General features: G+C 69.9%; 11 protein-coding genes. 5 read left to right on the top strand and 6 right to left on the bottom strand.

Annotated elements, in window-relative coordinates; genetic code table 11:
• Positions 1–173 precede the first annotated feature (173 nt).
• Together LRD69_RS01905 and LRD69_RS01900 are read left to right on the top strand one after the other, a co-directional pair.
• Positions 174–857: a response regulator gene (locus LRD69_RS01905; RefSeq protein ID WP_277324798.1), complete on the top strand. Its 684-nt coding sequence runs from the start codon at positions 174–176 to the stop codon at positions 855–857.
• Positions 858–873: 16 nt separating this feature from the next.
• Positions 874–3,417, top strand: a complete 2,544-nt coding sequence (locus LRD69_RS01900; RefSeq protein ID WP_277324797.1) for a sensor histidine kinase KdpD — start codon at positions 874–876, stop codon at positions 3,415–3,417.
• Positions 3,418–3,553: 136 nt separating this feature from the next.
• On the opposite strand, the gene LRD69_RS01895 is transcribed toward LRD69_RS01900, so the two are convergent.
• Both LRD69_RS01895 and LRD69_RS01890 read right to left on the bottom strand, forming a co-directional pair.
• Positions 3,554–5,737, bottom strand: a complete 2,184-nt coding sequence (locus tag LRD69_RS01895; RefSeq protein WP_277324796.1) for a discoidin domain-containing protein — start codon at positions 5,735–5,737, stop codon at positions 3,554–3,556.
• A 222-nt stretch (positions 5,738–5,959) separates the two neighbouring features.
• Positions 5,960–6,871: a metallophosphoesterase gene (locus tag LRD69_RS01890; RefSeq protein WP_277324795.1), complete on the bottom strand. Its 912-nt coding sequence runs from the start codon at positions 6,869–6,871 to the stop codon at positions 5,960–5,962.
• 111 nt (positions 6,872–6,982) lie between these two features.
• Here LRD69_RS01890 and LRD69_RS01885 point away from each other — a divergent pair, with 111 nt between their 5' ends.
• On the top strand, positions 6,983–7,975 hold the full coding sequence (locus LRD69_RS01885) for an aldo/keto reductase (protein WP_277324794.1): 993 nt from the start codon (positions 6,983–6,985) through the stop codon (positions 7,973–7,975).
• 35 nt (positions 7,976–8,010) lie between these two features.
• On the opposite strand, the gene LRD69_RS01880 is transcribed toward LRD69_RS01885, so the two are convergent.
• Positions 8,011–8,406: a nitroreductase family deazaflavin-dependent oxidoreductase gene (locus LRD69_RS01880; protein WP_277324793.1), complete on the bottom strand. Its 396-nt coding sequence runs from the start codon at positions 8,404–8,406 to the stop codon at positions 8,011–8,013.
• Between the two features lie 139 nt (positions 8,407–8,545).
• Between LRD69_RS01880 and LRD69_RS01875 the strand changes: the two genes are divergently transcribed.
• Complete coding sequence (locus LRD69_RS01875) at positions 8,546–8,728, top strand: hypothetical protein (RefSeq protein WP_277324792.1); 183 nt, start codon at positions 8,546–8,548, stop codon at positions 8,726–8,728.
• 53 nt (positions 8,729–8,781) lie between these two features.
• Here LRD69_RS01875 and lepB read toward each other — a convergent pair whose 3' ends face one another.
• Positions 8,782–9,414, bottom strand: a complete 633-nt coding sequence (gene lepB, locus LRD69_RS01870; RefSeq protein WP_277324791.1) for a signal peptidase I — start codon at positions 9,412–9,414, stop codon at positions 8,782–8,784.
• 144 nt (positions 9,415–9,558) lie between these two features.
• A complete protein-coding gene (locus tag LRD69_RS01865) occupies positions 9,559–10,131 on the bottom strand; it encodes a hypothetical protein (RefSeq protein ID WP_277324790.1) in 573 nt (190 codons plus the stop codon).
• A gap of 232 nt (positions 10,132–10,363) precedes the next feature.
• On the opposite strand from LRD69_RS01865, the gene LRD69_RS01860 reads away from it, so the two are divergent.
• Entirely contained in the window at positions 10,364–12,256 is a 1,893-nt protein-coding gene (locus LRD69_RS01860) for an APC family permease (RefSeq protein ID WP_277324789.1), read from the top strand.
• A 120-nt stretch (positions 12,257–12,376) separates the two neighbouring features.
• Here the strand turns inward: LRD69_RS01860 and LRD69_RS01855 are convergent, their stop codons facing one another.
• Positions 12,377–14,323: a discoidin domain-containing protein gene (locus LRD69_RS01855; protein ID WP_277324788.1), complete on the bottom strand. Its 1,947-nt coding sequence runs from the start codon at positions 14,321–14,323 to the stop codon at positions 12,377–12,379.
• Positions 14,324–14,361 lie beyond the last annotated feature (38 nt).

The raw sequence follows: 14,361 nt of genomic DNA, 5'->3' as shown, positions 1-14,361 counted from the left end.
ATCGCGTCAAGGGAGGGCGGACCCCCAGGTCACCGGGCATAGCGTCGCAGTCGAGCCCCGGCCCGCCTCCCGCACCGGGGTCCATGACTCTCCAGGCTCATCGAGGAGGAACCCATGGCAGGGCCCGCAGCCCGGCCTGCATACTCGTCGGCCGGCGCCGCGACCGGCCGCCGATGACACGCGTACTGGTGGCGGTGGACGACCCCCAGCTCGTACGGGCTCTCGTGATCAACATGCAGGCGCGCGCGTACGAGGTGGACACCGCACCCGACGGGAGGACCGCCCTCGGGCTCGCCGCCGAACGGCGGCCGGACGTGATCCTGCTCGATCTGGGTCTCCCCGACACCGACGGATTCGAAGTGATCAGGGGCGTGCGCCGCTGGACGCGCTTACCGATCATCGTGCTGTCAGCGCGGCGCGGATCCGAGGAGATGGTCACCGCGCTGGACGCGGGCGCCGACGACTACATCGCCAAGCCGTTCAGCATGGACGAACTGCTGGCCCGGCTCCGGGCCGCCGTCCGCCGGACCGAAGCCGCACCGCACTCCGGCGAGCCGGAGACGATCACCACAGCCGATTTCACCGTGGACCTGGTCGCCAGGAAGGCCGCCCGAGCAGGACGCGAGATCCGGCTGACTCCGACAGAATGGCATCTGCTGGAGTTCCTGATCAGCAACCCGCGGCGGCTCATCACACAACGGCAGCTGCTCCAGGAGGTCTGGGGCCTGTCGTACAGCAACAAGACCAATTATCTGCGGGTCTACATGGCCCAGCTGAGGCGGAAACTCGAATCGGACCCCTCCCGTCCGCGATATCTGATCACGGAACCGGGCATGGGGTACCGCTTCGAGCCCTGACGATCGGGCGGGAAACATGGGACGCGGGAAGCTCCGGATCTACCTCGGCTCCGCTCCGGGCGTGGGCAAGACCTACGCGATGCTCTCGGAGGGCCATCGACGGGTCGAGCGCGGCACGGACTGCGTCGTCGCGTTCGTGGAGCACCACAGCCGGCCGCGTACCGAAGTGATGCTGCACGGCCTGGAGCAGACGCCGCGCAAGGAGGTGGAGTACCGCGGCGCCGTCTTCACCGAGATGGACGTCGACGCGCTGATCGCGCGCCGGCCCGCCGTGGCCCTCGTCGACGAGCTGGCCCACACCAACATCCCGGGGTCGCGCAACGCCAAGCGCTGGCAGGACATCGAGGAGCTCCTCCAGGCCGGTATCGATGTCGTCTCCAACGTCAACATCCAGCATCTGGAGTCGCTGGGCGACGTCGTCGAGTCGATAACGGGTGTGCGCCAGCGCGAGACGGTGCCGGACGAATTCGTCCGGCACGCCGACCAGATCGAGCTGGTCGACATGTCGCCCCAGGCGCTGCGGCGCCGGATGGCCCACGGCAACATCTACAAGGCCGACAAGGTCGACGCGGCACTCTCCAACTACTTCCGCCCCGGAAACCTCACCGCCCTGCGCGAGCTGGCGCTGCTGTGGACCGCCGACCGGGTCGACGAGTACCTCCAGGAGTACCGGTCCGAACACCGGGTCTCCAAGATCTGGGGCTCGCGTGAACGCATCGTCGTCGGCCTCACCGGCGGCCCCGAAGGCCGCACGCTGATCCGCCGTGCCGCCCGGCTCGCGGAGAAGGGCGCGGGCGGCGAACTGATGGCCGTGTACATCGCCCGCAGTGACGGTCTCAGCTCCGCGTCCCCGAAGGAACTCGCCGACCAGCGCACCCTCGTCGAGGACCTGGGTGGTACCTTTCACCACGTCATAGGGGAGAACGTCCCTTCGGCGCTGCTGGAGTTCGCCCGTGGCGTCAACGCCACACAGATCGTCCTCGGGGTGTCCCGCCGCAAGTCCTGGCAGTACGTGTTCGGACCCGGTGTCAGCGGTACGGTCGCGCGCGACTCGGGCCCCGACCTCGACGTACACCTCGTCACCCACGACGCGATGGGCAAGGGCCGTGGACTGCCGATGACCCGGAGCACCCGGCTCGGCCGCTCCCGGATCATCTGGGGCTGGCTGACCGGGGTGGCCGGACCCGCCCTGCTCACCGTCCTCCTCAGCAGCCTCGCTCCCGAAGTGGGGCTGGCCAACGACATGCTGCTGTACCTGTCGCTGACGGTCAGCGCCGCCCTGCTCGGCGGGCTCCGGCCCGCGCTCGCCTCCGCGGTCTTCGGCTCCTTCCTCCTGAACTGGTACTTCACCCCGCCCATCCACACACTGACCATTGCCGATCCGCAGAACATCGTGGCCATCGCGATCTTCGTGGGTGTGGCCTTCTCCGTCGCCTCCGTCGTGGACCTCGCGGCCCGCCGTACCCAACAGGCGGCCCGGCTGCGTGCCGAGTCCGAGATCCTCTCCTTCCTCGCGGGCAGCATCCTGCGTGGCGAGACGACGCTGGACGCTCTGCTGGAGCGGGTCCGGGAGACGTTCTCGATGGAGTCCGTGGCTCTGCTGGAGCGGGAGAACGACGTCGCGCCGTGGACCTGCGCGGGCAGTGTCGGTCCGAGGCCCGTCGGCCGTCCCGAACAGGCCCATGTGGACATGCCCGTGGGCGACGACATGGCGCTCGCGCTCTACGGCCGGGTGCTGCCCGCGGAGGACCGCAGGGTGCTGGCCGCGTTCGCCGCGCAGGCGGCCGTCGTCCTGGACCGCCAGCGCCTCCAGACCGAGGCCCAGCAGGCCCGCGGACTGGCAGAGGGCAACCGCATCCGTACCGCCCTGCTCGCCGCCGTCAGCCACGATCTGCGCACCCCGCTGGCGGGCATCAAGGCGTCCGTCACCTCGCTGCGTTCCGACGACATCGAATGGTCGGAGCAGGACCGGGCCGAATTCCTCGAAGGCATCGAGGCGGGCGCGGACCGGCTGGACCATCTGGTCGGCAACCTCCTCGACATGTCACGCCTGCAGACCGGCACCGTCACTCCGCTGATCCGTGAGATCGACCTCGACGAGGTGGTGCCGATGGCACTGCTCGGCGTGCCCGAGGGCAGCGCGACGCTGGACATCCCGGAGGATCTGCCGATGGTCGCCGTCGACAAGGGACTCCTCGAACGGGCGGTCGCCAACGTCGTGGAGAACGCCGTCAAGTACAGCCCGGAGGGCAGACCGGTGCTGGTGTCGGCCAGCGCCATCGCCGACCGCGTGGAACTGCGGGTCGTGGACCTCGGCCCCGGCATACCGGACGAGGCGAAGGACCGTGTCTTCGAACCCTTCCAGCGTTACGGTGACGTGCCGCGCGGCGCGGGCGTGGGCCTCGGCCTCGCGGTGGCCCGGGGCTTCACCGAGGCGATGGGCGGCACACTGGCCGCCGAGGACACGCCCGGGGGCGGTCTCACCATGGTTCTGACCCTGCGCACGGCATCGGAACGGGCGGGGCAGCGGCCGGAGCTTCCGGCCATCGCGACCTCGTAGGCGCGGTGTCCACCCGCCGCCCCGCCGCGTTCCGCCCCGCGCAGCCGGTGGGGGCGCCGCACGGGTGTGGGGCCCGGCAGTCGCTGCCGGGCCCCACGTCATCCGTTCACCTCACGAGTTCCTGGCCGGACCCTCCTCAGGGGAAGGACACCACCGTCGAGGGAACGGTCGAGGTTCCCGACGTGGGCGCCCCCGTGCTGTTGATCACGTGCTCGTACTGTCCCTGGCCGCCCAGGGACACCACCAGGAGATCGTGGAATCTCACCCCGGACTTCACCGGGGCCTCGAAACCGTGGTCCTGGCGGATCGTCGGGTCCACATTGAAGTAGCAGTAGCTGCCCAGGCCCCAGCCCTCGTGGTTGTTGACCGAGTCCGCGACCTTGTAGGCGGCATACCCCTTGACGGTGCCGTTCTGGACGGCGGCCTGGTTCGGCGCGTCGTACGCCTTCTCGTTCTGGAAGAAGATCGTCCTGCCGTTCTCGCCGTACCACTGCACGTCGTACTTGTTGAAGTGCTCGACGAACAGGCCGGTGACGAGGACGTCGTCGCCGTTGACCCGCAGCCCGTAGTCGGCCCGGTTGGTCTCCCAGCCGACGCCTTCGCCGTGGTCGGCGCGCCAGATCCAGGTGTGGTCGACGATCGTGTCGTCACTGTTGATGACCATGCCGGTGGTGGCCTTGCCGGCGCCCGCGCCGCCGATCCGGACGAACACGTCCTGGACCGTGGTCGGATTGGCGGAGTGGTCGGCCGACGCGCCGTCGGGGCCCACCTGGAGCAGCACCGAGGAGTTCTGCGGTCCGGCGTCGATCAGAAGACCGGCGAGTTTCACGCCGTCCACGTCGCCGACCTTGATCGCGGTCACGCCGTTGTCCGGGATGATCGTCGCCAGTCCCAGTCCGAGGACGACCGTGTTCGCCCGGTCGATGTCGATGGTCTGGTCCACGTGATAGACGCCGGGCGTGAACAGCAGGTGCAGGCCCTGCTGCACCGCCGCGTTGATGGTCTGCGCGGTGGCGCCGGGCTTGACCACGTAGAACTGGCTGAGCGGGATGGACTGGCCCTGCGTCGTGCCGTTCCACGAGACGCCGCGCGCGTTGGTGCGCTTGGCCGGGACGAAGACCTTGTACTCGGCGCCGTCCAGGTAGAGGAACGGCTTCTCACGGGAGACCGGGGTGGTGTCGAGCGTGGTGTACGGAGGGTCGGGGAAGCTCTGCGCGGGTGCGCCCTCGACTCCGGAGAACGTCATGTTCCAGACGCCGTTGGTCCAGCCGCCGACCGAGCTGTCGCGGGTGTACCACTGCTGCTGGGAGTACGGTCCGACCTGGCCGTCGATCATGCTGTCGGCGATGTAGCCGCCGCTGGCCCAGCCGTAGCCGTCGGGCGCCAGGTTGAGCCCGCCCTTGACGTGCATCCGCCGGAACGGCGCCGCCTGCGACACGGCCCAACGGTCCGTGCCGTTCACCGGGTTGAGCGCCAGATTCTCCGCCGAGCGCCAGAAGTTCTGCGTGGCGTTCCCGTTGAACCAGCCGGCGTCGACGGTCACGTCACCGTTGAACGTCGTGTCGTCCGGCTTGAGACCGAGCCCCGCGATGGAGGTGTAGAAGCCGAGCTGCGCGTTGATGTTGTTGTACGTGCCCGGCTTGAACAGCAGCGCATAGCGGCCGTCACCGAACTGCGCCGACTCCTGCTGCTTGAAGATCTCGTCGACCTTGGCCTGGATGCCGGGCGTCGACGGGTCGAAGACCAGCACATTGGGTCCGAGGTCGCCGCCGCCGGGAATCTGCGGGCCGCCGGTGTCGCCGGTGGTGCCGAACACCTGGAACTCCCAGAGCGAGTAGCCGTACGGGGTGGCCCGGGTGGTGCCGGTCAGCCGGACGTAGCGTGCGGTGCCGGAGACGTTCAGGGTCTCCGTGCCGCCGGGGCCGGTGGTGGTGGAGTAGGCGGTGGTCCACGTGCTGTTGTCCGTGGAGAACTCGATCCGGTAGCCGGTGGCGTAGGCCGCCTCCCACTTCAGCACGATCTGGGAGACCGAGGCGGAGGCACCCAGATCGACCTTGATCCACTGCGGGTCGGAGAAGGCGCTCGACCACCGGGTGCTGTCGTTGCCGTCCACGGCGGAGGCTGCGGGGGTGCCGGCGTTCTCCTCGCTGGAGACGGTCACCGTTCTGCCCTGCGACAGCAGCGCGGTTGCCGCACTCACGGGGACGGCCGGGACGAACGCCAGCAGTGAGATGACGAGACCGGCGACGACGGCCAGAACGCCGGTACGCCGTCGGTCCGCCGAACGGACAGGTCTGGGGGGTGCGGGGGGTGCATACATGGGGGTATGTCTCCTGGGTCGTGATGCGGGTGCACGACGCGCAGCATGAGAGCGCTCTCAGGCTGGGGGAGATACTTCTCTCTTGATTCGGACACGTCAATAGATGAGACAACAGCCGCTGTGTCAGGGCCTGTTGAGAACAAGAGTTGAACGAAGGATGCTGCCGAGACCCCGGGTCCTGCCCCTGCCGGCGAGCACAGAACTACCGGCGGGCCGTTGGTGTCAGGAGATGTCGCCGGGCGGCGGTGGTGACAGCCGGACCCTGCGCAGTGGCTCGCGTGCCGGGCGGGCCCGCCACTCGCGCGGGTAGCCGATCGACACCTCTTCGAACCGCACTCCGTCGTAATGGGTCACCCGGGGGATGTGCAGATGCCCGTAGATCACGGCAGCGGCGCGGAAGCGGAGATGCCAGTCGCGGGTGAGTTCCGTACCGCACCACTGCGCGAACTCCGGGTGCCGCAGCACATCGGTCGGTTCGCGCACCAGCGGATAGTGGTTCACCAGGACCGTGCGGTGGTCGTCGGGGATGCCGGCCAGCCGGAGCTCGGTCTCCCGTACCCGCGCACGGCACCAGTCGTCGCGCGTCGGGTACGGGTCGGGGTGGAGGACGTACTCGTCGGTGCAGACGATCCCGGCCCGGTGGGCGATCTCCAGGGACTCGTCCTTGGTGGTCGCACCAGGGGCGCGGAACGTGTAGTCGTACAGCAGGAAGAGCGGCGCGACGGTCACCGGCCCGTTCGCGTCCTCCCACACCGGATACGGATCCTCGGGGGTGACGACGCCCAGGCCGCGGCAGAGCTCGACCAGATGGAGGTAGCGTGCCTCGCCGCGCAGCTGCACGGGGTCGCTCGGGTGGGTCCACAGCTCGTGGTTCCCGGGGACCCAGACAACCTTGGCGAAACGTCCGCTGAGCAGTTTCAGCACCTGCTCGACGTCGGCGGCCTTCTCGGCCACGTCGCCCGCGACGATGAGCCAGTCGGCGTCGGTGCCGGGGCGCAGGGACGACACGATGTCACGGTTGTCGGCGTAGGCGACGTGCAGGTCGCTGACTGCCAGCAGGTGTCCGTCCGCGTGTCCGTTCAGGGCAGGAACTCCTCGTTCGCCGGTCGCAGCCGACAGCCACTGTAACGGCATCCCTTCCGGCGCGGCCAAACTCCTTTCGAAGAAATGGACTTCGACGGACGGCGAAAGGGTGGGCGGGCATGACCCGTGCCCTGCCCGGCCGCCCACCTGTACCGGCGTAGCATGATCCCCATGGAACAGCGCACACTCGGCAGGACCGGCCGGAACGTATCCGTCGTCGGACAGGGCACCTGGCAGCTCGGCGGTGACTGGGGCGAAGTCCAGGAGGCGGACGCCTTCGGCGTCCTGGACGCGGCCGTCGAGTCGGGCGTCACGTTCTTCGACACGGCGGACGTGTACGGCGACGGTCGCAGCGAACAGCTCATCGGCCGCTATCTCAAGGACCGCCCGGACGCGGACGTGTTCGTCGCGACCAAGATGGGCCGTCGCGCCGACCAGGTTCCGGAGAACTACGTCCTCGACAACTTCCGTGCCTGGAACGACCGCTCGCGGGCCAATCTCGGCGTCGACACGCTCGACCTCGTGCAGCTGCACTGCCCGCCCACCGCCGTCTACTCCTCGGACGAGGTCTACGACGCGCTCGACACCCTCGTCGCCGAGCAGCGGATCGCCGCCTACGCGGTCAGCGTCGAGACGTGCGCCGAGGCGCTCACCGCCATCGCCCGCCCCGGCGTCGCGAGCGTCCAGATCATCCTCAACCCGTTCCGTCTCAAGCCCCTCGACGAAGTCCTCCCGGCCGCCCGGGCGGCCGGTGTGGGCATCATCGCGCGGGTCCCGCTCGCCTCCGGACTGCTCTCCGGGAAGTACACCAAGGACACCGTCTTCGCCCCCGAGGACCATCGCACGTACAACCGCCACGGCGAGGCGTTCGACCAGGGCGAGACCTTCTCCGGCATCGATTACGAGACCGGGGTGGCCGCGGCCGCGGAGTTCGCCGGACTCGCACCCGAAGGGGCGACACCGGCCGGGACCGCACTGCGCTGGATCATCCAGCAGCCCGGCGTCACCAGCGTCATCCCCGGCGCGCGCTCCGTGGACCAGGCCCGCGCCAATGCGGCAGCCGCGTCGCTTCCGCCGCTCCCTGAGAGCACCCTGGACGCGGTCCGGGACCTCTACGACCGCCGCATCCGTGCGGAGATCCACCACCGTTGGTAGGGAGATCGGGCCGGTTCCTTCGGGGGCCGGCCCGGTCAGCCGGTGAGGTCGACCCGTACGGACAGCAGATTCGTGCCGACCGCCCGGACGGCGGCGCTGTTCAGGCGCGGCAACGTCCTGAGCCGCGCACGGGCGTCGTCCTGCGGGACGAGGTGCGCGGTCCCGGCGTGCCATCGTCCCTTGATCCGGACCCTGACCTGCGGGTCGGCCTGGATGTTGCGTACGTACTGCGACTTCTCGCCGTACTCCGAGACCAGCCAGAACTCGTTCCCGACGCGGCGTCCGCCGACCGGTGTCCGGCGCGGCAGCCCGGACGAGCGCCCGGTGGTCTCCAGAAGCGTCTGATGCGGCAGCCGGCGGATCAGCGGATTGCCGATCCGCCGCTGGAACGACGTGACGGCCCGGAACTTCATCTCGTGATACCGCGACATGCGTGACTCTCCCCGATCGGTGCCGGTGACCCTTTCCGGAGGCCAAGGTAGTGGGAGGCCGCCGCGCGAGGCGTCCTCGCGTCCGGTCGAGTCGCTGCCATCGACCGGTGGGCCAGAGCTGCCCGGCAGGATCGCCCGCATGGAACGCGCACACGCGCTCGACGATCTGGATGCCTGTCCCTGGCGCGCCATCTCGTCACGTGGCCATGTCCTGACTCACCCGGCCCGCAATGCCGATGGTGGCCGTCGGCTGCTGATCCGGGCGAGGACCGGGGCGCAGACGCCGGAGTACCCGAGCCCGGCGGCCCGTTCGACCGGCTGACCTGAGTGTGGTCCGGCCGCCTCCACCCGTACCGTTCTGCCCGTCACGACGGTTCACGCCAGGGGCTGTGCGATCAGCGCCGGTGCCGCCGGCCGGCGCCGTCGTATCAACCAGCCGATCAACGTACAGACGGCACCCGCGAGGGCAAGAACCACACCGAGCAGCACGCCCGACCCCAGCACCACCGGCACAGTGGCGTCGTCGAGCGCCCGGCCCTGCACGGCCGTCACGGGTACGGTCCCGAAGTCCTCGCCCCCGAAGTAGCGGGAGTCGAAGGAGTTCGCACGGTGGTCGCCGAGAAGGAACATCCGCCCGGCCGGTACCTTCACGTCGTACGGCACGTGCCCGCCGTCGACCTCTCCGTCCTTCAGGTAGGGCTCCTTGAGCGGGTTCTCGTTGACGGTCAGGCGTGTGCCGTCGAAGACCACATGGTCGCCCCCCAGACCGATGACGCGCTTGAGTACCGGCTTGCCGTCGAACCGGTCCGGCACATCGAAGAGCACCGCATCGCCCCGCCGCACCTTCGCGCCGGAGATCTTCGCGATGACGATCCGGTCGCCCGGAGCGTATGTGGGCTCCATCGACCCGCCGGAGAAGGTGACTCCCTCGTAGTCGCTGCGAAGGGTCCAGAGCGCGCCCGCTGCCAGCACCACCCCCAGGACGGCCAGCACAGCCCCTGTGATCAACAACCCTCGCCCAGCGCGCCGCATCCGCCGATCTCCCCTCATGATCCTCACGCCACCCATGTGGCCGCAGCGACACGGTAGAGGGTCCCTTCAGGTGGGACGGCAGTGGCATCGGGTGGAGAGGCGGCCGGGTCGGTGGTGCTGCTACTCCAAGCCGGATACCTGGAACACCGTTCGGGCCGTCCGGAGGTCGATACGGGCTCCGAGCTGCCGCAGCGCGGTCGCCCCGCTGAGCAGCGTCCCGCGCTCGACGCACGCGCGGGCGTCCTGCCCCAGCCGGTGCCACAGCGCCGGGTTGTCGACGAACACCTGGGGATCGACCTCGACCCGGTGGCCCTCGGCGTCGCGGAGCACCAGGCGTTGCGCGACACCGTCGGACCAGCGCACGGACACGAGCCGGTCGGTACGGACGGCGCGAGCCCGCACCAGCCCGCGGGACGAGAGCCATCCGGCGCCCGCGCAGATACGCGGCTCCACGAGGACCAGGAACAGCGTCAGCGCGATGGCCGTCCACAGCGGGGTGCGCAGCCAGGTGAGGCGGCCGGCGACCGCGTCGACCGCGAGCAGCAACCCCAGGAGAGCGGCGGCGCAGCCGATCGCGAATCGCACCTTGCCGGCCCAGGTCTCGTCGTACGCCGTCATACCCGTGGGGCGCAGGGCGCGGCCGCGGCCGTCGGGGTGCGGGCCGGGCACTGTGCGGGCGATCCGTCGTTGCATGGCGTCGAGGCTAGGGACGGCGCCCCGGCCGGTCAGCGCCTTTTGACGAAGCACTGACGCCACGGCCGCATCTCCTGACGGTTACCTGACGGCCCACCATCGCTCGGCCGGCGGCCCGGGTAAAGAACGCGTGAAGACAGGGACGGCCGGCGCCAAGATCTCGCCAGGACGAGGCGCTTACGACCAGGGACGGGCGCAATCTGAGCGGACCTGAACAGAAGGAGCCCGTGTCATGTCCGCCCTGACCACCGAGGCCGCACCCAGCGGTGCACAGCCCGGCGCCGAGGACCCCCACGATACCGGCGCTCAGCACAAGCTCACCGCCGTCACCGGACTGGCGGCGCTCTCGCTCGACGCGATGGCCTCGGTGGCATACGGCCCCGAGGCCATCGTGCTGGTCCTTGCCGCCTCCGGGGCGCACGGGCTCGGCTTCACCCTGCCGGTCACCGTCGCGATCGCCGTTCTGCTGGCGGTGCTGGTGGCCTCGTACCGCCAGGTGATCGCCGCGTTCCCGGACGGCGGTGGCAGCTATGCCGTCGCCAAGGCATACCTGGGCCCGCGCACGAGCCTGGTCGCGGCCGCCTCCCTGGTCCTGGACTACGTACTCAACGTCGCCGTCGCGGTGACCGCCGGCGTCGCCGCGCTCACCTCGGCCTTTCCCGCGCTGTACGGCGACCGGGTCTGGCTGTGCCTCGTGGTCCTCGTTCTGATCACCGGGGTCAACCTGCGCGGGATCGTCGACTCGGCGCGCGCATTCGTCGTGCCGACCGTCGTCTTCGTCGGCTCGATCCTGGTGCTGATCGCCGTCGGGCTGTTCCGGGACGCCCCGGTCTCCACGGCGGCTTCCGCCGGGCACGCTTCCGTGCTCGCCGACAACGCCACCACCGTCGGCGCACTGCTCCTGCTGAAGGCATTCGCCTCCGGCTGCTCGGCGCTGACCGGCGTCGAAGCCATCGCGAACGCCGTCCCCTCCTTCCGGGCCCCGGCCGCCCGCCGTGCACAGCGTGCGGAGGTCGCCCTCGGCGCGCTGCTCGGCGTGATGCTGATCGGGCTGTCCGTCCTGATCTCCCGCTTCGGACTGCAGCCGGTCGAGGGCGTCACCGTCCTCGCGCAGCTCGCCGACGCGTCGGTCGGCCACAACTGGGCCTTCTACGTCGTCCAGTTCGCGACGATGACGCTGCTGGCGCTTTCGGCCAACACCTCGTTCGGTGGCCTTCCGGTGCTGCTGAAGCTGCTGGCCCGTGACAATTACCTCCCGCACGTCTTCGGGCTGAAGGCCGACCGCCAGGTCCACCGGCACGGCGTATTGACCCTTGCCGCCGTCTCCGCGGCGCTCCTCGTCTTCTCCGGCGGCGACACCAACACTCTCGTCCCGCTGTTCGCGATCGGCGTCTTCGTCGGCTTCACCATCGCGCAGACGGGCATGGTGCTGCACTGGCGGCGGTCACGTGGACCGCGCTGGGTGGGCAAGGCGCTCCTCAACGGTTCCGGCGCCCTGCTCGCAGGCGTCTCCGCCGTCGTCGTCACCGCGACCAAGTTCCACGACGGCGCGTGGCTGATCGTGGTCGCGCTGCCGGTGCTGGTCGCCGCGTTCGAGTTCGTCCACCGCGCCTACGGAAGGATCGGCGAGCGCCTCGGCGTCGGACGCATTCCCGAACCGCCGCACCGGGACCGCTCGTTGGTCGTCGTACCGGTCTCCTCGCTGACCCGTCTCACCAGCGAGGCGCTGACCGCGGCGGTGTCGCTGGGAGACGAGGTCAGGGCGGTCACGGTCTGCCACCCCGACCCGGAGGACCGCGCCCTGAGCGAGGCGCTGGTGCGGGACTGGGCGCTCTGGGACCCGGGCGTGACGCTGGTACGGCTCGCCTCGGACCGCCGCTCGCTGGGCCGCCCGATCGCCGCGTACGTACGGGAGCTGGCCGCGGCCGAGCCTGGCACCCGGATCACGGTACTGATCCCCGAGGTCGAGCCCGTCCATCTGTGGCAGCGCGTACTCCAGAACCAGCGGGGCGCGGTGGTGGCGCATGCCGTACGCCGCGACACCCGTGCGGTGATCTGCCGGCTCCGCTTCCGGCTGGACCGCGATCAGGAAAGGGAGCCGGCTCCGGAGCGTCACCGGGGCTGAGACGGCCGGCCGAGACCGGGCGTGCCCCGGCTCTCGCAGGAACAGAGGTACCGCGCGAGCCGCCTGCCGGTGGTGGACCGGCAGGCGGGGCGGGACCCGGGCGTGGAGCGGGGGCGGGCGTCAGGCGTAGAGCCGGATGTCGGCGAGGCTCCACCAGCTGCCGGCCGTCCCCGTGGACGTCACCCGCAGATGGCGGGCGCGGGTGGCCGGGATGTCGATATCGGTGTTCTGTCCGGTCGCGGTCCCGGCGCCGACATCACGCCAGTGGGTGCCGTCGTCGCTGACGGAGAGCCGCCACGCCCTGGCGTAGTCGCCCAGGTTGTCCCCGCTGTCGAGGGCGACCCGGCTGAAGGCGGTACGCCGGCCCAGATCCATCTGCAGGTACTGCCCCGGCTCCTGCGACTGTCCGCTGGTCCAGCGCGTCGAGGCGTCGGCGTCGATCGCCAGGCCGGCGGAACCCTGGCCGACGGGCAGGGAGTTCGCCGTTGCGCCGTCGAGGGAGAGCTCATGCAGCCGCGGGCTCAGGGCATGGGACCTGGACCAGGTGAAGGTGGCCAGTGCGCCGCCCGGGAGCGTGTACTCGAAGGACCGGTCGCCCACCGCGACGGCGAATGTGCGGGGATCGTCGTTCTCGTTGTGGACGATCAGCGCGGTCGACCCGTCGGGGTTGCGGAAGGCGACATCGGTGATCTGGCCGTTCCAGCCGGTCGTGCCGAAATTCGTGCTGGCGATCCGGACCGCACCCGGCTTCACGAACTTCGAGAGATGCCCGATGGTGTAGTACTCGGCATTGGTCGTCACCGTGCCGTCCGCCTGCGTGGTGAGCAGGCCGGTGCAGGTGTCGCAGCCGCCGTTGTGCGGTCCGCCGGTGGAGTCGAGGGCGACGTTCCAGTCCGCGACGGACTTGGCCCAGTTGCGGGTGGTGCCCACCGTGATCGTCCGCGCGTGCCAGGTGAGCGTGGACCGGAAGAACTGCTCCGGTGTGTCGGCCGCCCCGTGGGAGCCCGAACACTCGGTGAACCAGACGCCCTTGTCGGGGTGGGCGTCGTGCAGGGCGCTCTGCGCGCTCGGGTCGCCCGAGTAGCAGTGGTAGGCCGTACCGGCGACCCACCGTGCCGCCTTGCTGTCCAGGATCTCGTAGGGGTAGTCGGTCTCGGGGCTCTCGCCCGGCGGGGTGGAGGCGGCGTCGCCGGGGTGGATGCTCCAGTTGTGGTCGTAGGCAAGGATCTTGGTACGAGGGCTGGATCTGTGCAGCAGCGGCCCGAGTGCCTCGATGACCGCGGCCTCCTGACGGACGGGCAGATCGGTGCCGGGGTAGGCGCTGGGATTGCGGTTCTGGGGCTCGTTCTGCACCGTGAGGTAGTCGACCGGAACGCCGGCGGCCGCGTACGCCTGCACGAATTTCACCAAGTAGCGGGCGTAGGCCTGGTATATGGCCGGGTCGTCCTTGAGCCGGCCGCCGACCAGGGAACCGCCGGTCTTCATCCAGGCCGGCGGGCTCCACGGTGTCGCCATGACGGTGAGTGACGGGTTGAGGTGCTTCGCCTGGCGCAGCAGAGGCAGGATCTGCTTCTCGTCGTGCGCGATGCTGAAGTGTTTCAGCTCGTAGTCGGTCTGCCCCGCCGGAACGTCGTCGTACGTGTAGTGCTGCGGTGTTGCCGTGAAGTCCGAGGATCCGACGGGCTGACGCAGGAAACTCACACCGATACCCCGGTCGGGGTCGAAGAGCTGCTGCATGGCGTCGTTCCGGGCAGCGGGGGCCAATGCGCTGAGCACCCTCGCCGACGAGTCGGTGAGCGCCGCGCCGAAGCCGTCCATGCGCTGGTACGTGCGGGTGGGGTCGACGGTGATGGTGGTCCGATCGGATGCCCCCGGCCGGAAGGTGACCGGTGCCCGCCGGTGGAGCAGCTCCGAGCGGTCCGTGGTGGTGACCCAGACCGCGGCCTGCGGGGCAGTGGCGTGGGCCGGCTGCTCTCCGGGCGCCTGGGCGGACGCCTGGAGGACGGTTGTGCCGGCCAGGCAGAGGGCGAGAGCAGTGGCCATGGCAGCGCTGCGGACAGGTCTCATCGTTCTCCTCGAAGGCAGGGGATCCTCTGTAACAAAAT

This window comes from Streptomyces sp. JH14 (assembly GCF_029428675.1).
GTDB lineage: Bacteria > Actinomycetota > Actinomycetes > Streptomycetales > Streptomycetaceae > Streptomyces.
Note: the sequence above shows the minus strand (reverse complement) of the source record. Positions and strands in the feature narration are given on the sequence as shown.

Coding starts and splice junctions, on each gene's coding strand:
- LRD69_RS01855 (WP_277324788.1), bottom strand. CDS start 14,323: ATGAGACCTGTCCGCAGCGCTGCCATGGCCACTGCTCTCGCCCTCTGC.
- LRD69_RS01880 (WP_277324793.1), bottom strand. CDS start 8,406: ATGTCGCGGTATCACGAGATGAAGTTCCGGGCCGTCACGTCGTTCCAG.
- LRD69_RS01885 (WP_277324794.1), top strand. CDS start 6,983: ATGATCCCCATGGAACAGCGCACACTCGGCAGGACCGGCCGGAACGTA.
- LRD69_RS01895 (WP_277324796.1), bottom strand. CDS start 5,737: ATGTATGCACCCCCCGCACCCCCCAGACCTGTCCGTTCGGCGGACCGA.
- LRD69_RS01860 (WP_277324789.1), top strand. CDS start 10,364: ATGTCCGCCCTGACCACCGAGGCCGCACCCAGCGGTGCACAGCCCGGC.
- LRD69_RS01900 (WP_277324797.1), top strand. CDS start 874: ATGGGACGCGGGAAGCTCCGGATCTACCTCGGCTCCGCTCCGGGCGTG.
- LRD69_RS01865 (WP_277324790.1), bottom strand. CDS start 10,131: ATGCAACGACGGATCGCCCGCACAGTGCCCGGCCCGCACCCCGACGGC.
- LRD69_RS01905 (WP_277324798.1), top strand. CDS start 174: ATGACACGCGTACTGGTGGCGGTGGACGACCCCCAGCTCGTACGGGCT.
- LRD69_RS01890 (WP_277324795.1), bottom strand. CDS start 6,871: ATGCCGTTACAGTGGCTGTCGGCTGCGACCGGCGAACGAGGAGTTCCT.
- LRD69_RS01875 (WP_277324792.1), top strand. CDS start 8,546: ATGGAACGCGCACACGCGCTCGACGATCTGGATGCCTGTCCCTGGCGC.